At 63.3% G+C, this 24,054-nt stretch carries 22 protein-coding genes; 12 read left to right on the top strand and 10 right to left on the bottom strand.

The window, feature by feature from the left end; all coding sequences use genetic code 11:
* Positions 1–38: 38 nt before the first annotated feature.
* Both pyk and eno read left to right on the top strand, forming a co-directional pair.
* Positions 39–1,538, top strand: coding sequence for a pyruvate kinase (gene pyk, locus GM668_RS05610; RefSeq protein WP_371868638.1), 1,500 nt, complete (start codon positions 39–41; stop codon positions 1,536–1,538).
* A gap of 71 nt (positions 1,539–1,609) precedes the next feature.
* Entirely contained in the window at positions 1,610–2,893 is a 1,284-nt protein-coding gene (gene eno, locus GM668_RS05605; protein ID WP_155437953.1) for a phosphopyruvate hydratase, read from the top strand.
* A gap of 24 nt (positions 2,894–2,917) precedes the next feature.
* Here eno and GM668_RS05600 read toward each other — a convergent pair whose 3' ends face one another.
* Complete coding sequence (locus tag GM668_RS05600; protein WP_170305501.1) at positions 2,918–4,708, bottom strand: sensor histidine kinase; 1,791 nt, start codon at positions 4,706–4,708, stop codon at positions 2,918–2,920.
* Between the two features lie 239 nt (positions 4,709–4,947).
* Between GM668_RS05600 and GM668_RS05595 the strand changes: the two genes are divergently transcribed.
* From GM668_RS05595 to GM668_RS05550, 10 genes are read left to right on the top strand one after another with little or no spacing between them, the layout of a single operon-like run.
* Positions 4,948–6,135 carry a sigma-54 interaction domain-containing protein gene (locus GM668_RS05595; protein ID WP_371868637.1) on the top strand — a complete coding sequence of 396 codons (1,188 nt, stop codon included), beginning with the start codon at positions 4,948–4,950 and terminating at the stop codon, positions 6,133–6,135.
* Positions 6,132–6,890 (top strand): cytochrome c biogenesis heme-transporting ATPase CcmA, encoded by a 759-nt coding sequence (gene ccmA, locus GM668_RS05590; RefSeq protein ID WP_155437951.1) that lies wholly within the window; start codon positions 6,132–6,134, stop codon positions 6,888–6,890. Before GM668_RS05595 ends, ccmA begins: the two co-directional genes overlap by 4 nt.
* Positions 6,887–7,555: a heme exporter protein CcmB gene (ccmB, locus tag GM668_RS05585; RefSeq protein ID WP_155437950.1), complete on the top strand. Its 669-nt coding sequence runs from the start codon at positions 6,887–6,889 to the stop codon at positions 7,553–7,555. The genes ccmA and ccmB overlap by 4 nt, the downstream gene beginning before the upstream one ends.
* 16 nt (positions 7,556–7,571) lie before the next feature.
* On the top strand, positions 7,572–8,351 hold the full coding sequence (gene ccmC / locus GM668_RS05580) for a heme ABC transporter permease CcmC (RefSeq protein WP_155437949.1): 780 nt from the start codon (positions 7,572–7,574) through the stop codon (positions 8,349–8,351).
* Positions 8,348–8,533, top strand: a complete 186-nt coding sequence (ccmD, locus tag GM668_RS05575) for a heme exporter protein CcmD (protein WP_155437948.1) — start codon at positions 8,348–8,350, stop codon at positions 8,531–8,533. The genes ccmC and ccmD overlap by 4 nt, the downstream gene beginning before the upstream one ends.
* Positions 8,530–9,027 carry a cytochrome c maturation protein CcmE gene (gene ccmE, locus GM668_RS05570; protein ID WP_155437947.1) on the top strand — a complete coding sequence of 166 codons (498 nt, stop codon included), beginning with the start codon at positions 8,530–8,532 and terminating at the stop codon, positions 9,025–9,027. Before ccmD ends, ccmE begins: the two co-directional genes overlap by 4 nt.
* Positions 9,024–11,018 carry a heme lyase CcmF/NrfE family subunit gene (locus GM668_RS05565; protein ID WP_155437946.1) on the top strand — a complete coding sequence of 665 codons (1,995 nt, stop codon included), beginning with the start codon at positions 9,024–9,026 and terminating at the stop codon, positions 11,016–11,018. The genes ccmE and GM668_RS05565 overlap by 4 nt, the downstream gene beginning before the upstream one ends.
* The gene (locus tag GM668_RS05560; protein ID WP_155437945.1) at positions 11,015–11,539 is read left to right on the top strand and encodes a DsbE family thiol:disulfide interchange protein; all 525 of its coding nucleotides are present in this window, start codon (positions 11,015–11,017) and stop codon (positions 11,537–11,539) included. Before GM668_RS05565 ends, GM668_RS05560 begins: the two co-directional genes overlap by 4 nt.
* Positions 11,532–11,984, top strand: coding sequence for a cytochrome c-type biogenesis protein (locus GM668_RS05555; protein WP_371868636.1), 453 nt, complete (start codon positions 11,532–11,534; stop codon positions 11,982–11,984). The genes GM668_RS05560 and GM668_RS05555 overlap by 8 nt, the downstream gene beginning before the upstream one ends.
* Positions 11,981–12,661, top strand: coding sequence for a tetratricopeptide repeat protein (locus GM668_RS05550; protein WP_155437944.1), 681 nt, complete (start codon positions 11,981–11,983; stop codon positions 12,659–12,661). Before GM668_RS05555 ends, GM668_RS05550 begins: the two co-directional genes overlap by 4 nt.
* Positions 12,662–13,024: 363 nt before the next feature.
* Here GM668_RS05550 and GM668_RS05545 read toward each other — a convergent pair whose 3' ends face one another.
* From GM668_RS05545 to GM668_RS05505, 9 genes are all read right to left on the bottom strand, one after another.
* The gene (locus GM668_RS05545) at positions 13,025–13,684 is read right to left on the bottom strand and encodes a lectin (protein ID WP_155438138.1); all 660 of its coding nucleotides are present in this window, start codon (positions 13,682–13,684) and stop codon (positions 13,025–13,027) included.
* A 75-nt stretch (positions 13,685–13,759) separates the two neighbouring features.
* The gene (locus GM668_RS05540) at positions 13,760–14,239 is read right to left on the bottom strand and encodes a c-type cytochrome (protein ID WP_155437943.1); all 480 of its coding nucleotides are present in this window, start codon (positions 14,237–14,239) and stop codon (positions 13,760–13,762) included.
* A 66-nt stretch (positions 14,240–14,305) separates the two neighbouring features.
* Positions 14,306–15,283: an SMP-30/gluconolactonase/LRE family protein gene (locus tag GM668_RS05535; RefSeq protein ID WP_155437942.1), complete on the bottom strand. Its 978-nt coding sequence runs from the start codon at positions 15,281–15,283 to the stop codon at positions 14,306–14,308.
* 10 nt (positions 15,284–15,293) lie between these two features.
* Positions 15,294–15,878: a peroxiredoxin gene (locus GM668_RS05530; protein WP_155437941.1), complete on the bottom strand. Its 585-nt coding sequence runs from the start codon at positions 15,876–15,878 to the stop codon at positions 15,294–15,296.
* Between the two features lie 21 nt (positions 15,879–15,899).
* Positions 15,900–16,583, bottom strand: coding sequence for a c-type cytochrome (locus tag GM668_RS05525; RefSeq protein WP_371868635.1), 684 nt, complete (start codon positions 16,581–16,583; stop codon positions 15,900–15,902).
* 30 nt (positions 16,584–16,613) lie between these two features.
* Positions 16,614–16,997: a hypothetical protein gene (locus GM668_RS05520; protein ID WP_155437940.1), complete on the bottom strand. Its 384-nt coding sequence runs from the start codon at positions 16,995–16,997 to the stop codon at positions 16,614–16,616.
* A gap of 61 nt (positions 16,998–17,058) precedes the next feature.
* Complete coding sequence (locus GM668_RS05515; RefSeq protein WP_155437939.1) at positions 17,059–18,507, bottom strand: DUF1501 domain-containing protein; 1,449 nt, start codon at positions 18,505–18,507, stop codon at positions 17,059–17,061.
* A gap of 40 nt (positions 18,508–18,547) precedes the next feature.
* Positions 18,548–20,893: a DUF1549 and DUF1553 domain-containing protein gene (locus GM668_RS05510; RefSeq protein WP_155437938.1), complete on the bottom strand. Its 2,346-nt coding sequence runs from the start codon at positions 20,891–20,893 to the stop codon at positions 18,548–18,550.
* A 244-nt stretch (positions 20,894–21,137) separates the two neighbouring features.
* Complete coding sequence (locus GM668_RS05505; protein ID WP_155437937.1) at positions 21,138–23,933, bottom strand: TonB-dependent receptor; 2,796 nt, start codon at positions 23,931–23,933, stop codon at positions 21,138–21,140.
* Between the last annotated feature and the right edge of the window lie 121 nt (positions 23,934–24,054).

Below are 24,054 nucleotides of genomic sequence, written 5' to 3'. Positions count from 1 at the left end.
TTTTTGTAGTGCTGACTAATACATCCAAGAGGAATACCGTGAGAGACACAGCGAAAGACAGTGTGAATGTACATGCGCAGGTGGCCAACAAGCAGCGCGCGACCAAAATCGTATCCACCATCGGCCCGGCCTCGAATGACATCGAGACGCTGGTCCGCATGTTCCGCGCCGGCACCAACGTCGTGCGCCTGAACTTCTCGCACGGTAAAGCACAGGATCACGTTGATCGCGCCCGCATGGTGCGCGAAGCGGCCGCCATCGTCGGCCGCGAAGTGGCCATCATGGCCGACTTGCAGGGCCCGAAAATCCGCATCGGCAAATTCGAAAACAGCAAGATCCAGCTGGAAAACGGCGACAAGTTCATCCTCGACGCCAAGTGGGGTGAAAACGGCGAACTGGGCAACCAGGAACGCGTGGGCCTGGATTACAAGGATCTGCCGCGCGACCTGAAAGCGGGCGACGTACTGTTGCTGAACGATGGCTTGATCGTGCTGACGGTGGACCGCATTATCGGCAGTGAAATCCACACCACGACGAAAATCGGCGGTGAACTGTCGAACAACAAGGGCATCAACCGCCAGGGCGGCGGACTGTCCGCGCCGGCGCTGACGGCGAAAGACATGGAAGACATCAAGACTGCGATGAGCTTCCAGGCTGACTATATCGCCGTGTCGTTCCCGAAAAACGCGACCGACATGGAAATGGCGCGCCAGCTGGCCAACATCGCCGGCGAGCCGTATGGCCACAAGCCGTTCATGATCGCGAAAGTCGAGCGCGCCGAAGCGATTCCGGCGCTGCAGGAAATCCTCGACGCGTCCGACGGCATCATGGTGGCGCGCGGCGACCTGGCGGTGGAAGTGGGCAATGCCGCCGTGCCGGCGCTGCAAAAGCGCATGATCAAGATGGCGCGCGCATCGAACAAGCTGGCCATTACCGCCACGCAGATGATGGAATCGATGATCGTCAACGCCGTGCCGACCCGTGCCGAAGTATCGGACGTGGCCAATGCTGTGCTGGACGGCACCGACGCGGTGATGACGTCAGCGGAAACCGCGTCCGGCAAATACCCGGTTGAAACCGTGGAAGCCATGGCCGCCATCTGCCTGGATGCGGAAAAGTGGAACCCGTCGAACCCGGACGTGGAATTGATCAACACCACCTTCAGCCGCATCGACCAGTCGATCGCGTACGGCGCGCTGTTTACCGCGCACCACCTGCGCGTGAAAGCCATTGCCGCGCTGACGGAATCCGGTTCCACCTGCCTGTGGATGAGCCGCAACAGCATCGACGTGCCGATCATTGCGCTGACCCCAAGCGTGGCCACGCAGCGCAAGCTGGCGCTGTTCCGCAACGTGACGGCGCTGGAATTGAAACAGACGCGCGACCGCGAAGTGGTGCTGCGTTCCGTGGAAGACTTGCTGATCGCGCGCGGCATCGTGCAGCGCGGTGACAACGTCGTGCTGACGTGGGGCGAGCCTATGGGCCTGGTAGGCGGCACCAACGCGCTGAAGATCATGAAGATCGGCGCGCAAGTTTAATCATTGAATTGACATTGCCCCCATGGCGGGGGCCACGGGGCAGCGGCCCCATATTTAACGGAGATGAGGAAATGACTGCAATTGTCGACGTCATTGCACGCGAAATTATCGATTCGCGCGGCAATCCGACTGTGGAATGCGATGTGCTGCTGGAATCCGGCGTAACGGGCCGCGCTGCCGTACCTTCGGGCGCTTCGACCGGTTCGCGCGAAGCCATCGAACTGCGCGACGGCGACGCCAAGCGCTACTTCGGCAAGGGCGTACTGAAAGCCGTTGAAAACATCAACACGGAAATCGCGGAAGCCATCATTGGCCTGGACGCTTCCGAACAGGCGCTGATCGACCGCACCCTGATCGAGCTGGATGGCACGGAAAACAAATCGCGCCTGGGCGCCAACGCGACCCTGGCGGTATCGATGGCCGTGGCCAAAGCCGCGGCCGACGACGCCAAGCTGCCACTGTACCGCTACTTCGGCGGCTCGGGCGGCATGGACTTGCCAGTGCCGATGATGAACGTGATCAATGGCGGTGCGCACGCCGACAACAACCTGGATATCCAGGAATTCATGATCATCCCCGTTGGCGCCCCGACTTTCAAGGAAGCGCTGCGCTACGGCGCGGAAGTGTTCCACACGCTGAAGAAAATCCTGCACAAGAAGGGTTTGACGACGGCCGTGGGCGACGAAGGCGGCTTCGCGCCGTCGGTGGAATCGCATGAAGATGCGATCAAGCTGATTATCCAGGCCATCGAACAGGCAGGCTACGCGCCAGGCAAAGACATCGCGCTGGGCCTGGACTGCGCCGCGTCCGAGTTCTACAAGGACGGCAAGTACCACCTGGAAGGCGAAGGCAAAGTGCTGACGGCTGAAGAATTCACGGCGCTGCTGGCGTCCTGGTGCGACAAGTACCCGATCGTGTCGATCGAAGACGCGATGCACGAAGGCGACTGGGCAGGCTGGGCGCACCTGACGTCCGTACTGGGCAAGAAAGTGCAGCTGGTGGGCGACGACCTGTTCGTCACCAACACCAAGATCTTGAAAGAAGGTATCTCGAAAGGCATCGCCAACTCGATCCTGATCAAGATCAACCAGATCGGCACGCTGACGGAAACCTTCGCCGCCATTGAAATGGCCAAGCGCGCGGGCTACACGGCAGTGATCTCGCACCGTTCGGGCGAAACGGAAGATTCGACCATTGCCGATATCGCCGTGGGCACCAATGCACTGCAAATCAAGACTGGCTCGATGTCGCGTTCGGACCGTATGGCCAAGTACAACCAGCTGCTGCGCATCGAAGAAGACCTGGGCGCAACGGCTTCGTACCCTGGCCGTGACGCGTTCTACAACCTGAAGTAAGTCGCCTTCATCACGGAAACCGCGTCACGCGGTTTCCGTCTCCACTGGCGCCTCGCACATCGGCAGCCGTATCGTAAAGCAGCTGCCTTTGCCCACACCTTCACTGTAAGCGGTCACCGTGCCGCCATGCAGTTCCACGATTTTCCGCACCAAAGCCAACCCCAGTCCCAGACCGCCGGCCGCACGGTCAGGACGGCGCGCGCCTTGTGAAAACAAGTCGAAGATACGGGGCAGCAGGTCGGGTTCGATGCCACTGCCGTTGTCGATCACGGACAGCACCAGCGTCGATCCTTCCTCTGCTGCACGCACCACGATGCGGGTATTGGGCGGCGAATATTTGACGGCATTGACGAGCAAATTCGTCAGCACCTGCACCAGCCGGATCGCATCGCCGCTGAGCCACAGTGGCGCGTTACCTGTCTCCACCACCAGCTCATGCTTGCCCGCCTCGACGATGGACGATGCCTGTTCCAGGGCGCTGGCAATGATGGACTGGATTTGCAGCGGCTTGCGTTCCAGGGAAATCAAGCCCCGCGTCACGCGCGACACATCGAGCAAATCATTGACGAGGCGGTTCATGTGCTCGACCTGGCGGCCGATGACCTGGCTCGCATGGCGCAATTTGGCCTGGTCCAGGCCAGGCATCGACAGCATGTGCGCGGCCATGCTGATGGGCGCCATCGGATTGCGCAATTCGTGGCCCAGCATGGCGAGGAATTCATCTTTCGCGCGGTTTTGCGCATCGGCCACTTCACGCGCCTGCTGCGCCTGCACCAGCAAGCGTTCCCGTTCGATCGCCGCTTCCGTCAGCAGGCGGTTGGCCTGGTAAACGCTTTCCGCCAGGTGGTCCAGTTCGTCGATACCGCTGGGGGCGCGGGGATCGTCGCCGCCGGCGCCCATGGCCCGCGCAGCGGCGCTGGTTTGTGCAATGGCTTTGGCGACGCGGTCGGACAGCGCCCAGGCGGTGGCAACGGCCAGCGCCAATGCCAGCGCCAGGCCCAGGCTGGACAACAGCACCGTGCGCTCCGTCGTGCCATCGACTTTTTCCGTGGTTTCTGACATCGCAATCCACCACCCCGTCAGTGGGGAACGGGCCAGCACCGTGTACGTGCCGTCGCCCGTGTGGATCAAGCCGGATTCCAGCGACTTGATGGCGGCAGCAATCGGGGCCGGGGCGATAGAGCCCGCCCCGGTCGGTAAGCGGTTGCTCTGGATCAGGCGCCCATCGCGGTCATAGATGCGGAACACGCCCCGGCCCTCGGCGGGCGGCGGCAGCGCTTGCGCCAGCAGCGCCGCATCGAAGCCATAGCTCATTACGTAATTGCGGTTTTCCGGCAAGTGCACAGGGAATTCCATGGCGACCACATGCCGTCCGCTGCCGGGAGCACGCAGCAAATTGGAAATCACCGGCTTGTCCCCGGCCAGCACAGCGGCAATGCGCTCGCCGGATGCAATGCGCGTGTCCGGCAGCGCCGCATCGGTGGACACAGACGTGTTGATCAGTTGCTGGCCGTCCTCGTTATACAGGATCAGGTAGGCAGAGCGGCCCTGCACCAGCGAACGGGCCTTGTTGCCAAATGCCACCATCTGGTTGCCTTCCAGCTTGCTGGAATTACTGGTGGCGCGGACCAGGCCAATGATTTCGTACCACTGGGCATCGACCGCGAGCGACGTGGCGCGCGCTGCTTCCTGCATGGTGCGCACGCCCGCATCGCGCTCCGCCTCGACCAAGCGGCTCAGCGGCGCAGCGAAAAACACCACGACCGGCACCAAGGTTACGGTGATGGTCAGGGCAAGTAGCGAACGGACTTTCATAACAGGTATTGATTTGAGACATAACATTGTTGCATAGTTTGCATTTATTTGCACCCCGCGCCATGTACAACGGTCCCGTTGCAGTGCGTCAAACTGGACCATTTCCAGCCTCATATCCAATTTGCGAATTTGTTACGTTGGAATGATTCGTGTGCGAATTCCCCGCCAGCCGGTAGTCTGACGCTACCAACATAACAACGGCGCCGCCATCGTTGCTGCGCCGCACAAGGGGAACTCGCGTGGATAAATTACTGACTTTCCCGGATACGTCCGGCATGGCGCTGTCGATACGCGCCAAGGCCCTGATGTTCCACGATCCGCGTTCGGCGGAATTGCTGGAACAGGTCGAGCGCATCGCCCCGACCGAGGCCACCACCCTGATCATCGGCGAAACCGGTACCGGCAAGGAGCTGATTGCGCGCCACATCCATAACGTCAGCGGACGCCGCGGGCCATTCGTGGCAGTCAATTGCGGCGCCTTCAGTGAAACGCTGATCGATGCAGAATTGTTTGGCCACGAGGCCGGCGCCTTCACCGGGGCCACGCAGGCGCGTTCCGGCTGGTTCGAGGCGGCCAACGGCGGTACGCTGTTCCTCGATGAGATCGGCGATTTGTCGATGGCGCTGCAAGTCAAGCTGCTGCGCGTGCTGCAAGAGCGCCAAGTGGTGCGGCTGGGCGCCCGCACGCCGGTGCCGCTCAACGTGCGGCTGGTGGCGGCCACCAACGTGGATTTGCACAAGGCAGTGGCGGCGGACCGCTTCCGTTCCGACCTGTATTACCGCCTCAGCGTGGCCACCGTGCACCTGGACCCGCTGCACCAGCGCCCCGGCGACATCATCCCGCTGGCGCGCCATTTCATCGGCGTCTACAGTGAAAAAATCAAGGCGCCGGAAGCCACGCTGTCGCCGGCGGCGCGCCTGGCGCTGCTGGAATACGATTGGCCGGGCAATATCCGAGAACTGGAAAACGTCATTCACTTTGCCCTGATCGTGTGCCGCGATGGCGTGATCCAGCCCGACGATTTGAAACTGTCGGGCATTTCACGGCGCCGGCCCAGGGATGAAGCGGCCGTTCCGCTGCATGTGCCGGTCCACACGCCGCTACCGGGCAGTGCGTCGTCCGCCGGCTTCCGCCAGCGCCTGTCGGCGCTGATTAACGGCATGATCGAAGCAGACCAGCCAGAATTATTCGACTCCGTGGAAGAAATCGTCGTGCGCACGGCCTTCGATGCGTGCCACCGCAACCAGGTGCAGACAGCGCGGGTGCTGGGCATCAGCCGCAATATCCTGCGCACGCACTTGAAGCGTTTTGGGCTCCTCAGCCATTCCGGCAGAAGTGACGATGCTTACCCTGATAACGAGCCGGCGGGCCAGCCGCTGCCTGTCGATGCGCAGCCGGGCGGGCGGGGCGCCGAGCTGCTGCAATGAAGCGCGCCCCGTTTCAGGCTTGCGCGCTGGCGTGCGAGCGGGGAGGGCGGCGGCTGTTCGAGGGGGTGGACTTCGCGCTGTCTGAAGGCGAGGCGCTGTGGCTGTCGGGCGCCAACGGCAGCGGCAAAACCAGCTTATTGCGGCTGCTGGCGGGGCTTGGGCTGCCGGCGGAGGGGGAGGTGTGCTGGCGCGGCAAGCCGGTGCGCGAACTGCGCGAAGACTATCACCGGCACGTGCTGTACTGCGGCCATGCGGCGGGCGTGAAGGACGACTTGTCTGCATGGGAAAACGTCGTGTACGGCGCGGCGCTGTCGGGGCGCCGCGTCAGCCGCGGCCAGGCTGAAGCCGCGCTGGCGCGGGCCGGGCTGGACCATGTGGCCATGCTGCCGGCGCATGCGCTGTCGCAGGGGCAGCGGCGGCGCGTGGCGCTGGCACGGCTCTATCTGGATCCGCTGCCGCCATTGCTGCTGCTGGACGAACCTTTTACTGCGCTCGATGCGCAAGCGGTGCAGGCGCTGTGCGAACGCCTTGCCGCGCACCTCGATGGCGGCGGCATGGCTGTGTATACGACGCACCAGGCGCACAGCCTGCGGCCGCAGCGCTTGCAGCGGCTGGATCTCGACCAGCTGGCGGCGGGGCATGGCGATCAGCAGGCGTGGCGTACGGATCAGCTGTCCGCGCCATCGCGGGCCGCAGGCGTATCGGCACAGGCCAGGGCCCGGCCGGCGGCGCATGTGCAAGGAGCCCGGCCATGATGACGGCGCTGCGCAGTACCGTACAGCGCGACGTGCTGCTGGCCTGCCGCCGCCGCGCCGATGCACTGGGTTCACTGGGCTTTTTTGTCATCGCCTGCTCACTGTTCCCGCTGGGCGTGGGGCCTGAGCCGGCGGCCTTGCGGTCGATGGCGCCCGGCGTGCTGTGGGTGGCGGCATTGCTGGCGGCAACCTTGTCGCTGCCGCGCCTGTTCAGCACCGACCACGCCGATGGCGCGCTGGAACACATGCTGCTGTCGCCGGAGCCGCTGGCCGTGATCGTGACGGGCAAGGTCCTGGCGCACTGGCTGGTATCCGGGTTGCCGCTGGTGCTGCTGTCGCCGCTGCTGGCGCTGCAATTCGGGCTCGATCCGTCATCGCTTGGTGTGCTGGTGGCCAGCCTGCTGCTGGGTACCCCGATCCTCAGCCTGGTGGGCGCGGTGGCGGCGGCGCTGTCGCTGGGCGCCAGGGGCGGCGGCGTGCTGGTGGCGCTGCTGGCGCTGCCGCTGTACACGCCCGTGCTGGTCTTTGGCGCCGGCGCGGTGGACGCGCTGTCGACCGGCGCCGGGCCGCAAGCGCATTTGCTGCTGCTGGGCGCGGGACTGGCGTTTGCCCTGGGGCTGGCGCCGTGGGCGGCGGCGGCGGCTTTGCGCATTTCACTGGAATAATTCGAAAGGAGTCACCATGTCCGTGCACTTTACCGGCGCCATTCCCGCAGGGCGGGGCAGGCGCTGGCTGCAATTTGCGTCACCCCAGGCGTTTTACGGCCCGGCCGGCGCACTGGCGTCGCTGTGCCTGTCCGTGTCGCTGCTGCTGGCAGCGGCAGGCTTGTACATTGGTTTTTTCATTGCCCCCACCGATGCCCAGCAGGGCGACGCGTACCGCATCATTTTCGTCCACGTGCCAGCCGCTTGGCTGTCGATGGTGATTTACGTGGCAATGGCGTTCTGGTCGGCAGTCGGGCTGGTGGTGAATACGCGCCTGTCAGCCATGATGGCCAGCGCGCTGGCGCCGACCGGCGCCTTGTTTACGTTGCTCGCATTGTGGACCGGCGCGTTGTGGGGCAAGCCCACGTGGGGCGCGTGGTGGGTATGGGATGCGCGGCTGACGTCGGAATTGCTGCTGCTGTTCCTGTATCTGGGCTTCATTGCGCTGCAGGCGGCCATTGACGACAAGCGCCGTGCGGACCGTGCGGGCGCGTTGCTGGCGCTGGTGGGCGTCGTGAATATTCCCGTCATTTATTTTTCCGTGAAATGGTGGAATACCCTGCACCAGGGCGCCTCCGTGTCCGTTGCCAGCGCGCCCACGATAGCCACGCCGATGCTGCTGGGGATGCTGGTCATGGCGCTGGCCATGTGGGCGTATGCGGCAGGTGCGGCGCTGGTCAGGCTGCGCTGCATCATTCTGGAGCGCGAAGGGAACAGTGCGTGGGTGGCGCGGCTGGCGGCGGGAGGTGCGCGATGAACTGGCACAGCCTGGAAGAATTTGCCGCCATGGGCGGCTATGGCGTCTACGTGTGGGGATCCGTGCTGGCGACCGGCGCTGCGCTGGCGCTGGAACTGGTGCTGCTGTCGCGCCGCAAACGCGCGGCGCTGGGTGCGGCCGCACTGTCGGCGCGGCTGGGATCGCGCGGGAGGACGTCATGACGGGGCGGCACAAACGATTGGCGCTGTTGGCGGCGGCGCTGGTGGCGCTGGGCGGCGCTGCGGCGCTGGTGCTGTCGGCGTTCCAGAAAAACCTGGTGTTCTTTTATTCGCCGGCCCAGGTGGCGTCCGGCGAAGCGCCGCAGCACCGCAGTTTCCGCCTTGGCGGCATGGTGCAGCCGGGCAGCGTGCAGCGCGATCCCGATGGCTTGTCGGTGCGCTTTGCCGTCACGGATTACGCGAACACGGTACAGGTGCGCTACAAGGGTATCGTGCCGGACTTGTTCCGCGAGGGGAAAGGCGTGGTGGCGCAGGGGCGGCTCGATGGCAATGCACAGTTTGTCGCCGATGAAGTGCTGGCCAAGCATGATGAAAACTATATGCCGCCGGAAGCGGCGCAAGCGGTTGCGGCCGGGCGCGCGGCCACCGGCAACACGCGGGAAAAGTGGAGCGAGAGGGGGGCGGGCGCGGCGTCCTATGCAGGGGGAACGCAATGACGGGCGAACTGGGTAATTTTGCACTGATGCTGGCGCTGGGACTGGCTCTGGTGCTGGGCGTGCTGCCGCTGGCGGGCGCATGGCGCGGCAACCTGCGCTGGATCGCGCTGGCGCGGCCCAATGCGTACGGGCTGGCGCTGCTGGTCACGGTGTCATTCGCCTTGCTGCTGGCCGCGTTTGCGCACAACGATTTTTCCATCCGCTATGTCGCGGCCCATTCGAATTCCATGCTGCCGTGGTATTACCGGCTGGCGGGGGCGTGGGGCGGGCATGAAGGTTCGCTGCTGTTGTGGATACAGGTGCTGGCGCTGTGGCTGGCCGCCGTGGCGCGCGGCAGCCGGCGTTTGCCGGACGATGTGGCGGCGCGCGTGCTGGCCGTCATGGGGCTGGTTGCCGCCGGATTTTTGGCGTTCATCCTGTTCACGTCGAATCCCTTTGAGCGGCTGCTTCCCGCGGCACGCGATGGCAGCGACTTGAACCCGCTGCTGCAAGACATCGGCATGATCATCCATCCGCCGCTGCTGTACATGGGTTATGTGGGCTTTTCCGTGGCGTTTGCATTTGCCGTGGCGGCACTGCTGGGCGGGCGGCTCGATGCCGCGTGGGCGCGCTGGTCGCGGCCGTGGACGCTGGCGGCATGGGCTTTCCTCACGCTGGGTATTTTCATGGGCAGTTTCTGGGCGTATTACGAGCTGGGCTGGGGCGGCTGGTGGTTTTGGGATGCGGTGGAAAACGCGTCATTCATGCCCTGGCTGGTGGGCACGGCGCTGCTGCACTCGCTGGCGGTGACGGAAAAGCGGGGCGCGTTCCGGGGCTGGACGGTCTTGCTGGCGATCCTGGCGTTTTCGCTGTCGCTGCTGGGCACCTTCCTCGTGCGCTCGGGCGTGCTGTCGTCCGTGCACGCGTTTGCCAGCGATCCGCGGCGGGGTTTGTTCATCCTCGGTTTCCTCACCGTGGTGATTGGCGGGGCATTAGGCTTGTACACATGGCGTGCACCGTCGCTGGCGCAAGTGGTCAAGGGCGGGACGTTTGCCGTGTGGTCGCGGGAGTCGCTGCTGCTGCTCAATAACGTGCTGCTGCTGTCTGCCACGGCTGCCGTGCTGCTGGGGACACTGTACCCATTGGCGCTCGATGCACTGGGCCTGGGCAAGATCTCTGTCGGGCCGCCGTACTTCGACGCGGTTTTTGCGCCGCTGATGCTGCCTGTGCTGGCGTTGCTGGCCTTGGGCCCTTTCGTGGCGTGGAAGCGTGATACGTGGCAGGCGCTACCAGTGTCGCTGCGCTATGCGGCGCAAGCTGCCGCACTGGCGGGGCTGGCGGCGGGATTTGGCGCCGGGTATGGCGTTCTGGGCGCGCTGGGCGTGGCGCTCGCCGCGTGGATCGCACTGGCCACGGCGCTGCACCTGTGGCGGCGCTTGCTGGATGGCGGCCAGTGGCGCTTGCGCTTGCTGCGCCAGCCTGCGAGTTACTGGGGCATGCTGGCCGCGCATGGCGGACTGGCCGTATTCGTAGCCGGCGTGACGCTGGTGAAGTCGGGGGAAAGCCATGCCGATGCCAGTTTGCGGGTGGGATCGGCCGTGCAGGCTGGCGGGCTGGAATACCGGTTCACCGCGATGGAGCGCCACGATGGCCCCAATTACGTGGCGGCGCAGGGCACTTTTGAAGTGTGGGAAGGAGGCCGGCGCATCGCCGTGCTGCAGCCGGAAAAGCGCTATTACCCGGTGCAGCAGGCGCCCATGACGGAGGCGGCGATCGACCGGGGCTGGACGCGCGACTTGTATGTCTCGCTGGGCGAGCCTGCCGCCGACGGCGGCTGGCAGGTGCGTATCCAGCATAAGCCTTTTGTCGGCTGGATCTGGGGCGGTGCGCTGGCAATTGCGCTGGGGGGCTTCCTCTCGGCTTTTGACCGCCGCTACCGTGCGCGCCGTGCCGGCGCCGCAGCTGTTCATCAAACAACGGCCGGGAAACTGGCAGAAGGAGCAATGGCATGAAGCGTTATTTTCCTGCGGCGGTCTTCGCCGCGTTGCTGGTCTTGCTGGGCGCTGGGCTGCGCCTGAAGCCGGACGACAAACCTTCGGCGCTGGCGGGCAAGGCCGCGCCGGCCTTTACACTGCAGCGCATCGGCGCGCCGGGTCCTGCTTTCCAGTCGCAGCAAATGGCGGGCAAGGTATGGCTGCTCAATGTATGGGCGTCGTGGTGCGGACCTTGCCGCGCCGAACACCCGGTGCTGGTGGATTTGGCGAAGCAGGGCGTGGCGCCGATCGTGGGGTTGAATTACACGGATAAGCTGGACGAAAGCGGACGCTGGCTGGCCGAACATGGCAACCCTTATACGGCGGCCGTTTTCGACGGCGATGGGCGTGTGGGCATGGATTGGGGCGTGGTCGGCGTGCCGGAAACGTTTGTCATTGATAAGCAGGGGCACATCCGCATGCGCCACGTGGGGCCCGTGACGCAAGAAGTGGTGCGGGACAAGTTGCTGCCGCTGGTGAAGGAGCTGGAACGTGCATGAATTTTCTCAACGGGGTGCGATGCAGCGGCGCTATTTGCGGGCGTCGCGCACGCGCAAGGGTCTGGCGTTGCTGGGATTGACGGCCTTGCTGGCACTGGCTTGCGCGGCGGTTTCCGCTGCGCCGTCGGGGGGCGCGCTGGAATCGCGGGTGGAGCGGTTGTCGTCCGAATTGCGCTGCCTGGTGTGTGACAACCAGACCATCGCGGATTCGAATGCGCAACTGGCGCGCGATTTGAAGGGCGTAGTGCGCGAACAGTTGGCGGCGGGGCGCAGTGAAGATGACGTGGTGGCGTTCCTCACGCAGCGTTATGGCGACTTCGTGCTGTACAAGCCGCCCGTGCGGGCCAGTACATGGCCGCTGTGGTTTGGACCGTTTGTTTTGCTGGGTGGTGGTTTGTGGTGGCTGTGGCGCACGCTGCAGCGGCAGCAGGGAGGATCGGCATGAATGGATTTTTGATTGGGGCTGTAGCGATGGGGGGATTGGCGTTTGCCGCCGTGGCCGTGCCGCTGGTGCGCGCCGGTGACTGGGCTGCGGCATCGCGGTGGGGCCGGTGGCGTTCGGCCCTGCCTATTGCCGTGGCGCCGCTGCTGTTGGCGGCCGGGCTATATGCTGCGCTGGGCAATCCTGCCGCGCTACTGCCTGAACAGCAACTGGTGGAAGAAGCGGCGCCGCCGCAAGTGGAAGCCATGGTGGCCCGGCTGGCAGCCAGGCTGCAGGCGCGGCCCGGCGATGCAGAAGGCTGGCGCATGCTGGCGCGCTCATATGAAACGCTGCGCCGCTTTGACCAGGCCGCCGGAGCGTACAAGCAATTGCTGGCGCTGGAAGGGGAGAGTGCGGATTTGCTGGCCGATTATGCGGTGGTACTAGGAATGGCGCAGGGACAGCATTTATCAGGAGCGCCAGAGCAATTGCTGAACAAGGCATTGGCCTTGAATCCGCAACATACGCAAGTGCTGGCGCTATTGGGCAGCGCTGCATTGGAACGCAACGATTATGACAGCGCCTTGCGCGCCTGGAAGAAAATCCTGTCGCTGGCGCCCGCCGGCAGCCCAATGGCCCGCACCATCGAAGACAGCATTAAAAGAGTCGAAGCCCAATCCATGGGGTCAGACGTGCATTGATGCATTTCCCCGGTGGGGTCAGACGTGCATTCGTGCACCTAGTCCTGGGATTTCATGCCGGGCTACGTGCACAAAATTCGGGAGCTATTTAAAACGCCAGGCACTGCCTGGCGTTCTTCATTGCGCGCAAGGACAGATAGGGTTCAGCGCGGCGCCAGGAAAAGCGCCCGATCCGGCGCCGAAGCACTGCATCGACGCCGTTAATCTTGGCTCGAAATTTACACAGCTTGTAGCTAAAGGCGAAACGCCGGCTTCGGAACGCACGAATGCACGTCTGACCCCACGGGAAGTTTGCATGAACGCACGTCTGACCCAATAAAAAAAGCACGCGGGGTGCGCGTGCTTTGGGTGGAGCATGCCAGGTCAGTTCGCTGCGAAGCAGTACAGCAAGCCCGCACCGCCTGTCGAGACCAGGTTTTGCTGGCCGCAGCCGCGGCTTGGGTGGGCGGAGTTCCACGACGTGTTGCCGCCGCCAGTGCGGTCGAAGTGGCCCAGCTGGGCGGAACCCTCTGCTGCGCTGGTCGTGTAATTCTTGCAGGTACGGTCGGCCGCATCGGCAAAGGCCCGTCCATCCGGCGTGGAACCCGTCAGGATGTCATGCTCATTCGGCTTGTCGCCCGCGCCCTTGACTGGCTCGTTCTTTTCCGTCAGCGCGGTCGTCCTGCTCAGGTTATTGCCCAACTGCGCGGCCTCCACCGTGTCGCCGTGCAAATGGGCGACGTCGCGGGCGATTTGCACGCCGCGCGTGTTGAACCATGGGCCCTTGCCAATCCGGTCACGCGCGTTGACAGCCGGTTGGCCATCGGCTGCCTGGGCGCTCAGATACGCGCGCCACGTCTTGCCGCCCGCGCCCACTGCCGCCGCCAGCTTTTGACAGTGCGCATCCGCACCCGCCAGTCCGCCCAGGTCCGCGCCCTTGCCGGGGCCCTCGCTGGTGACGAAAAAGCTCAGCGGCTTGGAAGGATCGGTGGAGCGCGCCGTCGAAGGCGCTCCCGCCGCGCCCTGGCCCGCAGCTTGCGCCAGCACGTGGCCGCCCCACGCGGAAGCGGCCACGGTGGCGCAAACCAGCAACGAAGTATGAAGTGTGATTTTCACGGATTAATCCTTCGCTTTGAAGTCGTCATGGCAGCTCTTGCAAGTGCGCTGCAGCTTGCCGAATTGCGCCTTGATGGCATTGACGTCGCCGCCAGCGGACACGGAAGCCAGTTCATTGGCTTCCTTGCCGAAGCCTGCGCCGAATTCAGAAAACTTTTTCGTATCCTTGAACAGTTCCGGCTTGGCGCTCGTGTCGTGCCAGCCCTTGCCCTGTTCCGTGCCCGGCGCGAACAGGGCGCCCAGGCCACCGTTGGCGATGGCGGCGATGCTGTTGGCGGCGCGCTGCACTTCATCCTTGTTGTACGTGCCGTCCAGCGACGCCTTGATGCGTCCCGTGTTCCAGGCGACCAGCTGGAATGCGGACTGGCGCCACTTGATCAGGTTTTCCGGCTTCGGGCCCTGCTGGGCAATGGCCGGCGCCGTGGCGGCAAACGTGGCTGCTGCAACGGCAGCGGCGGCGATGATGGATACTGCTTTTTTCATATGCTTCCTTAAGGGTTGGCTGAAATGGGTGACGGGCCGCCCGCAGGCAGCCCGGTGGTACGGTTGTTATTTCGCGCGGCCAGTGAAGCCCTGCGTCAGCGTGGCGATCTTGTAGGCGGCGCCGCGGCCGACCACGTACAGTGTTTTCTTGCCCGGACCCGCAAACGCAATGTTTTGCGGCTGCTTCGGCAATGCAATTACGCCCAGCGCTTCGCCCTTGCTGCTGAATACCTGGATCCCCACCGAGGTGGCGACATACACGCGGCCATCAGCGTCGACCGCCAGTCCGTCCGCGCCGCTGGTGCCGCCCGTCTCGGTTTTCTTGAAGCCTTCCAGCTTGGCGAAATTGCGGCGCGGGCCGACTTTGCCTTCGCCGAGGATGTCGTACGCCAGCACGTATTCGCCAAAGGTATTGGCCACGTACAGGGTTTTTTCATCAGGGCTCAGCTGGATGCCGTTCGGGCGTTCAATGTCAGCGGCCAGCCGGGTCAGCGCCCCTTCATTGGAAATATGATAGACGGCCGGCTTGGCTGGCTTTTCAGCAGGCTGCGGCGCAGGGGCCGCGCCCGGCGCAGGCGGATTCACGCCGGAATCCGTGAAGTACACGCCGCCTTTGCGGTCCAGCACAATGTCGTTCGGGCGGCCAAACGGCGCCCCTTCGTAGCGGGCCGCCAGCGTGCGCGCCCGCTGCGGCGGGTAAACAATGCCGACCTTGGGATCCGCGACCTGCACCGCGTAAATGTCGCCGTCCGCATTGATGGCCAAGCCATTGGAACCGTTGGAATTTTCCAGCAGCGTGGACACCGCGCCTTCCGGCGTAATGCGGGTGATGCGGTTGGCTGGCGTTTCCGTGAATGCGAAATTCCCGTCCGGCAGGGCGACCGGGCCTTCCGTGCCGTTAAATCCCTCCTTGATCAATTCAATCGGCGTACCGGCAGCGACAACGCCGGCAATGGCGGCGGTGGCCAGCTGCGCTTGCGCGCTGGTGGCAAAAGCCCCCAGCAGCAGCGCGACGATGGGCGCAATGGTTAATGTCTTTTTCATCGATTCTCCTTTAAGTGCGCTTGCGCGACAGTTGCTGTACGGTTTCCAGCGCCTTTTCCACGTTGGCGGCCGGCGTCAGTCCGCCCACGGCGGCCGCAATGCGGCCGTCCGGCGTGACGATGAAGGTGGTGCGCTCGGTGGTGGCATGGTCGATGTCGATGCCGCGCGTGTCTTTCTTGCCCGGCGCCGCTTCGCGGATCGCCAGGTCATACGAACGGGCGATGCGGCCGTCGGCATCGGCCGCGACCGGGAATTTGCCCGCGCAATAATTCGGGTCGGCGGAAAAGTCATTCAGCCGCGCGATGCTGTCCAGCGACACGCCTACCACGGTGGCGCCTGCCGCCGTGAATTTGTCATGGTTGACGGCAAACGTATGCGCCTGCACATTGCAGCCACCCGTATAGGCGGACGGGTAAAAGTACACGACCACCGGCCCTTTCTTCAGTGCGTCCTTCAGTGAAAATTCAAACGCCTTGCCTGCCTTCGACGCTTGCGCCGTAAAGGAAGGCGCCGCATCGCCTTCCTTTAAAGCCGCATAGGCGGGCAGGGAAGCGATGGCAGCGGCGATTGCCGCCAGCGTCAGTTTTTTTATCATGTTGTTTCTCCTATAGTGGTTTTACATTTCCGATACGTACAGCGCGAGCGCATCGATTTCCGCGTCCGTCAGGCTGGCGGCTGCTTCCCGCATACCAGCTCCATTGCTGCGTTCACCGCTGCGCCAGTTGTGCAACTGCTGCGACAGGTAGCGCCGTCCCTGGCCGCCAATCACGGGCGCCATACCGGCGATGCCTTCACCGGCTGCCCCATGGCAGGTGGCGCAGGCCGCAACCTTGCGCGCCGCGTCGCCTTGCCGGAACAGTGCTGCCGCGGGGCCATGCTGGCCGGCGCTCCTGCTTTCTCCCCTCGTCTCTGCCCTGATTGCGGCAGGCATGGCCGGCTGCGCGGCAAAATAAGCTGCAATGTCCGCCACGTCGTCGTCGCTGACACTGGCGGCCATCATCACCATGAAGTCGTTCTTGCGCCGCCCTGCGCGGAAATCCTGCACTTGCTTGACAATGTAGGCATGCTGCTGGCCGCCGAGGCGGGCGAATTTGCCATCTTCGCCCGCGCTGTGGCCTTGTTCGACACCAGGCTGGCCGTGGCATTCCAGGCAACGTTCGGATTCAGCCTTGATACGCCCGGCTTCCGCATTGCCCTTCACGCCGCCATCCGTCTTCGCGGGCGCCGTGGATGCCGGCGCGGCCGGGATGGCGTCCGCCTGCCCGCAGCACACGGCCGCCAGCACACATGCCCTCAGCACGCTGCCGATGTTTCGATGCGCAGCGATGGTTCACTCCTTCTTGTAGAACGTGTGGCACGTGCGGCACGTGCGCGACAAGGTTGTGGCCTTGTCCGTGGCCGCATCGAACTTGCCGGTGGCGACCAACTGCACGATGTCGGCCGACAGTTCGCGGCTTTGCCTGGCCAGGTCGACCGCGTTTTTTGCATCGCCCTTGTGTTCAAAGAAGGTTTCCACTTCCTGGAACATGCGCTCCAGGTCTTTGGCATCGCTGCCGGCCGCCTGCTTGTTGGCCAGCGCGATATTGGATGACAGGCTTTTGTTCGCGTCTTCGATGTTTTGCATCAAGTCCATGCCCATTTCCGGCTCGGCGGAACCGGCGTTGAAGGCCATGGCGGCGGTGATCAAGGTCAGGAATATCGGTACTTTTCGCATACTGTTTCTATTCAAGTCCGTTGCGGCCAGCCTGCGCCGCAACGGTGGTACGGTGCGACGGTCAGGCGATCAATTCCTTGATCACTTTGCCGTACACCACGGTCGGACGCTCGGAGCGGCCGTTGTTCAGGAACGTCGTCTTCAAGTGGTCGAGGCCCATCAGCTGCAGCACGGTGGCGTGCAAGTCGTAGGTGTCGACCGCCTGGTCCTTGTTCGCCACTTGCAGGCCGATTTCATCGGTCGCGCCGTGCGTGTAGCCGGCCTTGACGCCGCCGCCCGCCATCCACTGCGTGTAGCCCCATGGATTGTGGTCGCGGCCATTGCCGCTCTGGCCATACGACGTACGGCCGAATTCCGACGTCCATACCACCAGCGTGGTATCGAGCAGGCCGCGCGACTGCAAGTCCGCCAGCAGACCGGCAATCGGCTTGTCGATCATGCGGGCATTGACGCTGTGGTTCTTTTCCAGGTCGCTGTGCGCGTCCCAGCTGGTGATGTCGGTCTGGCCGTCCGGTGCGCCGGACACCACCTGGATGAAACGCACGCCGCGTTCCACCAGGCGGCGCGCACGCAGCAGCGTGGTGCCATAGCTGGCCGACGTTTCATCGTTCAAGCCATACAGTTCCTTGGTGGCGTCGGTTTCTTTGCTCAAGTCGACAGCTTCCGGTGCGGATACCTGCATGCGGTCGGCCAGGTCGTATGAACGCAGGCGGGCTTTCAGTTCCGTGTCCGAAGGGTAGCGGGCCGCGTTTTGCTGGTTCAGGCGGCGCAACAAGTCCAGCGATGCGTGCTGCTGGCCATCGGTGCGCAGTTCCGGGCGCTCCAGGTAGAAGATCGGCGACGGACCGGGACGGAACGCCGTACCCTGGTACACGGCCGGCAGGAAACCCGAGTTCCAGTTGACGGAACCGGCGCTTGGTTCGTTCTTGCCGTTGTACAGCACGACGTAAGGCGGCAAGTCAGGATTGGCGGAACCCAGCGCATAGCTGATCCACGCGCCCAGCGATGGGCGGCCCGGGCTCAAGTCGCCCGTGTTCAGCTTCAGGATGGAAATGTCGTGGGTGGCGCCCACCGTGACGCTGGACTTGATGAAGGCGATCTTGTCGGCCTGGGTACCGATATTCGGTACCAGGTCGGAGAAATAGTGGCCGCTTTCACCATACTGTTTCCACTCGCGCTTGGACGCGAACAGTTTGCCGACACCGCCTTGGGTACTGGTCTTGATCCCTTTCAGGAACGAGGCCGGCACTTCCTTGCCCGCCAGCTTGATCAAGTCAGGCTTGTAGTCGAACAAGTCCAACGTCGATGGCGCGCCGTTCATGTGCAGCCAGATCACGGATTTGACTTTGGCTGGGAAGTGCGGCGCTTTGGGCGCCAGCGGGTCGATCAAGTCAGCCGCCATGGCGCCAGCAAGCAGGCCGCCGCCAGGCAGGAAGCCGGTGACGGCTGCAGCGCCCAGCCCTAGTCCGGATTTCAACAGGAAGTCGCGACGGGAGTGATGTTGGCACATATTGTTGTTTCCTTATAGTTGGTTAGAAGTCAGGGCTGGATCAGAAGCGGTAAGCGAAATCGTTCGAATTGGCCACCGTGTGCACCAAATCCACCAGCGCCGCGGCGCGCACGGGATTGATCGCCTGGTTGGTTTTCAGGCCGGTCGGAATCGCCACTTCGAATTTGCCGTCGTTCTTGCTGTCGGCTTTTTCGGAGCCATTGCGCGCCAGGATGATTTTTTCCTGCTTGTCCAGGAACTCTTTCAAGGTCGCGCGTTCCGCTTTGCTCGGCGTACGGGCAAACAGGATTTCGTACAGGCGGTTCAACTGCGCGGTTTCATCGTTGCCTGCTTCGCGGATCACGCGGCCAGCCAGCGCCTGCGACCAGTTCAGCACGACATCGCTGTTGAACAGGGCCAGTGCCTGCAGCGGCGTGGTGGTGACGCTGCGCTTGTGGTGTGCCTGCGATGGATCGGCCGGGTCAAAGTTTTGCGTCAGCGGGTACGGTACGCTGCGGCGCACGAACGTGTAAATACTGCGGCGGTTCTGGTCATGCGGGTCGTTCGAGGCCGTCCACAGGTTGCCGGCGCTGAAGTTGGACGGCACTTTCGGGAACACGGCCGGGCCACCGAGCTTGTCTTCCAGCCGGCCGGACGCCGCCAGCAATGAATCGCGGATTTGTTCCGCCTCCAGGCGTTTGCGCGGATACACGCCCAGCAGCTTGTTGTCCGGATCGGCGGCGGCAATGTCGGCGCGCTCGGCGGACGACTGGCGGTACACGGACGACAGCAGGATCTGGCGGTGCAGCTGCTTGATGCTCCAGCCGTTCTTCACGAAATCAGACGACAGGTAATCCAGTAATTCCGGGTGGGTCGGCTTCTGGCCGGCGCGGCCAAAGTCCGCCACGGTGGACACGATACCGTTGGCGAAGTACTGGCTCCACACGCGGTTGACGAACACGCGGGCCGTCAGCGGATTTTCCGGGCTGGCGAGCCAGTTCGCCAGCGCCGTGCGGCGGCCGGACGACGTGGCGGTCGGCTTGATCTCGACCTTGGCGCCGTTGGCCCACAGCGCGGGGATGCCTGGCTCCACCGGATCCAGCGGCGCCTCATGCACGCCGCCGAAGCGCACGTGGGTTGGGGGCGCATCCGGACGGCCCAGTTCCGTGGCTGCCGTATAGAACAGCGAACCCCGTTCTGGGCGCAGCTTGTCGAACTTGCGCAGCTCCGCCGTCAGCTTTTGGTACTGCTTCCACTTTTCCACGTTTTCCGGGTTGTAGTCGGCGCTATCCTTGTCTTCGGCCGTCAGGCGCAGGTATTGCACGATATCCTGTTCGGTCGACACGGATTTCAGGCGGAAGTTGACCCAGCGGTCCAGCGGCGTCCATTGCGACTCCGGCTTGAAGATGGCTTCGCGGCTGTCCGTCAGGTAGCGCTCCTTGTGGTACTTGACGCCCGCTTCACGCACCGTGTCGAGGATGGCTTTTTGCTTGTCGCGGATATCCTTGGTGGCGGCACGGTAGGCTGCCTGCTGTTTTTCATACGCCAGTTCCGCTTCGCCTTTTTCCGCCGGCACCTTTTCATCAAAGCTGGTGTTGGCGAAGAACGCCTGCAGCTGGAAGTATTCCTTCTGGCTGACGCGGTCCGCCTTGTGGTTGTGGCAGCGCGCGCAGCCGATGGTGGACGCGAGGAAGGTTTCGCCGACAGTGTCCGTCATGTCGGTGGCGATCTGGTATTTGCGCTGTATCAGGTCGCGCGAGTTGGAATTGTCCGGGTAGCCGGCCAGGAAGCCGGTGGCGATTTTCGCTTCCTGGCTGTCCGGATACAGTTCATCGCCTGCGATCTGTTCCTTGATGAAGCGGTTGAACGGCTTGTCGCTGTTGAACGCGTTGATGACGTAATCGCGGTAGCGGTAATTGTTCGGGCGGGTGTTATCGTTCTGGAAGCCCGCGCTGTCCGCATAGCGGGCCAGGTCCAGCCAGCGGCGCGCCTGGCGCTCGCCAAAGCGTGGCGACGACAGCAGGCGGTCGGCCAGCTTTTCATACGCGTCGGGCGATTTGTCGTTGACGAAAGCGTGTACTTCTTCCGGCGTCGGGATCACGCCCCACGTGTCCAGCGTGGCACGGCGGATGTACGTTGCACGGTCCGCATCGGGCGACGGCTTCAGGTTTTTTTGCTCAAGCTTGGCCAGCACGAATGCATCGATCGGCGAGCGCACCCACGCTTTCTGTTTGACTGCCGGAACGTCGGGCCGCTGGACCGCGGTGTACTGCCAGGCTTTGTTGGCCGTGGCGGCAGTATTTTGCGGGGTAACCTTGGCGTCTGCTGCGGCTTTGTCATCCGCCGCAATGGTGACGGCGGTGGAGGTGGCTAACAGTATGGCTATGGTGATGGCTTTCAGTTTCATCGGCAGAAGCTCCTGTGGAATGGATTCGTAACTGAACCATTAAAAGCAACTGCCGTGCCAGCTGCGTGAAATTGCTTAACTAATTGATTTGAAATGAATTTATTGCTGACGCGTGGGAAGGGGCTGATGCGCTGTATGCAGTGCAGCAGCAGGGCTGTTGAAAGCGCATCAGCGCGCGGCGCGGTAAACGACAAAAACGGACCGCACCGGATTAGCCGGCGGGTCCGTCTTTTAAACGCAGCGTTTACAGCTTGCCGCTCACCACCAGTCCGATCCAGCGCGGCACGGCAGGCGTGTACGTATTCCACGTCTTCGTCAGCGGCGCATCGTTCTGGAACGCGTTCTTCACGATGACGCTGACGTCAAACGAGCCGCTGCGCGTGCCCAGGCCCACGGCCAAATCCGTGATGGCCGAGCCGCCCACCCAGCCATAACTGGACAGCGTATTGTCCGCGTTATAGCGCGAGTTGTACGCGGTGTTGAAACTGGCGTGGAATGCCTTGTCCGTCAAGACAGGTTTTTGGTAGTCGGCGCCCACGTTGAACGTGAACTTCGAGGCGCCCGGCAACGCCTGGCCGGTCACGTCGCGGTAAGGCGCGGCGCCCGGATAGCCGTTTTCCACCGGCTGTGCGGACAGCTTGAAGTCTTTGTAGCGCGCGTCCGTGTAGGCGCCCGAGAAGCGCAGCGTGGTGTTGGTAATGCCGGAATACGCGCCATCGAATTCCAGGCCCCGGGCTTGCACTTTCGGCGCATTGCCCGTCGCCGTCGTGTAATACAGCTGAGGATCGTTATTCTGCTTCGCCAGATTGGTGGTGTAGACATCCAGCACCCGCACGGCTTGCTGGTAATCCTTGATATTCATAAGGAACAGGTTGGCGTTGATCAGCAGCTTCCGGTCCAGCAGCGCGGACTTGATGCCCGTTTCCAGCGCATTGGTTTTTTCCTTGCGCACCAGGTTCGAGACGCCATTGGTCAGCTGGGAAATGCCCGCCTTCTCGCCATATTGCCACGATGCGTAGGCCGTCAAGTCTTTATTGAATTTATACGAAGGGCTCAATACAAAGGCGGGCAGCGTATCTTTGAATGGTTCCGCTTCCGTCGGCGCGAAGACCACGCCGATTTGCGAGACGCGGATGGCCTTGGCGTCGGCCACCTGCTGGCGCTGCGCCGCCGTCAGCGCGGCGTAGGAGGCGGCGCCGAAGTATTTCGCGGCCAGCGTATTGGCAAGCGCAATTTGCGCGGCGCTGTTGTTCGCGGTGAGTGTGCCATTGGCGCTGCTGTCAAAGCCGCCGAATGCCACGCCATTGACGGCGACGGGGTTCAGTTCCGGCGCGTTGCCATAGTTGTTGACCAGGGTGCTGCCTTTGTTGCGGCGGTCTTCGCGGGTGAAGCGCAGGCCGGTCGTCAGGGTCAGCGGGTCGGACAGGTGCCAGTTGGCCTGTGCAAAGACGGCGGCGCTCTTGTTGCGGATATCCTGTGTGCCGGCCGGCGAATTGAACGACATCTGCAGGCGGTCCAGCGAATTTTGCAGCAGGTAGCGGCCGGCGGCATCCGCATCCAGGCGGCCGTACTGCGGCGCGGTGGCGTACCACGCGCCGGCGTCATTACCCCACTCGCGGCGGTAATCGGCCTGGTTATCCACCTTCATCAGGAAGATGCCGGCCTGGTAGTCAACGAAGCCGCCCGGCTGGGATGACAGCCGCAATTCTTGGGTGGCCTGGCGGTAGTCATTCCAGAAGCCTCCGGAGTTGCGGTGCACGTCGAACGGCGTGCCTTCATCATTGGTCGCGTTGAAGTGGTAATCCTTGTAGGCCGTGATGGACGTGATGTTGAATTTATCGAGGTACCAGTTCAGCTCTGCCGCCGCGCCATTGCTGCCGGTGACCAGCGGCCGCTGGTTATCGTTGTTGACGACGAAGGTTTTCTCGTTGAGGAAGTTGTCCTGGTACGTATAGCCGGTTTGCTGCGTGAACCAGCGGCGGGCCAGGCGCACAGCAGGATCAGTCGCCAATGTATTTTTGTCGCCGTTTGAATAGATGTTTGGCGTCGGCGTATTGATGGTACGGCCGTTGTAGGTTTCGCCGGCGCGCGGCTGCGCATCGAGCGCGACGCGGGCGCTGAACGATGAGTCCGGCGTCAGCAGGAATTGCAAACGGCCCGACACGCGGTCCTTGTTGGTGTACGTAATATCCTTGTTGTACGCATTCTTGATGTCGCCTTCGCCTTTGCTGACGGACAGGTTGGCGCGGTAGGCCAGCAAGCCGTCAACGATCGGACCGCCCGCCGCGAAGCGGCCTTGCACCGTGTCTTGCTGGCCGATGGTCAGCGACCACGACGCATCCGGCGTGAACGACGGACGGCGCGTGGTGACGTTGACGACGCCCACGCTGGTGTTTTTTCCCAGCAGCGTGCCTTGCGGGCCGCGCGTGACTTCCACCGCATCGACGTCGGTGAAGTCAAAGCTGGACGACAACGCGTTATAGGCGTAATTGACACCATCGACAATCAGGCCGACGCTGGGATCTTGCGCTTCCGTCTGGCCTTGCTTGCCGACGCCACGGATGGCCAGGCTGGCCGTACGCTGGTTACCCTGGTTCCACGACACATTGGCGGCGCGCTGCGTCAGCGATTTGATGTCGGTTGCCTGCAGGCGGTCCAATTCCTTGCCCGTCACGACGGACACGGACAGCGGCACGTCCTGCAAACGTTCGAGGCGGTTACGGCTGCGCACCGTGACTTCGCCCAGCGTTTGCGATTCGTCTGCGGCGGGCGCCGGCTCAGCGGCAGCAACTGGCGTGGTCGCAGCGGCGGCCGCCGGCGCACCCTGTGCGGCCGAAGGATTTTGCGTTGCGATGATTTGCTTGAGCCGCGCGATTTCCGCCTGCAGTTCGGCCACGGACGGTTGCGTCACGGTGGGTTCCGCCGCATGCAGCGGCGCCGATGCCAGCAGGGCGGCGCCGGCCACGATGGCGGCCAATGATGCGGCAATCGGGGACAGGCGGAACGGCAGGGCGGTTCGGTATGGGTTTTGATTCGTCATTGCGAGGCTTTCATTGAACAAGAGAACAGCCTTACCTCAGCAAATGGCGTGCCATAGTGGAAAACCCGCGGAAACCACGCCAATCCGTGGATTTCCACCGGCGCGCTGTTGATTGCGCAAC

It is taken from the genome of Pseudoduganella ginsengisoli (genome assembly GCF_009720865.1).
Classification (GTDB): Bacteria; Pseudomonadota; Gammaproteobacteria; order Burkholderiales; family Burkholderiaceae_D; genus Rugamonas; species Rugamonas ginsengisoli.
This window is presented reverse-complemented; position numbering and strand designations above follow the sequence as displayed.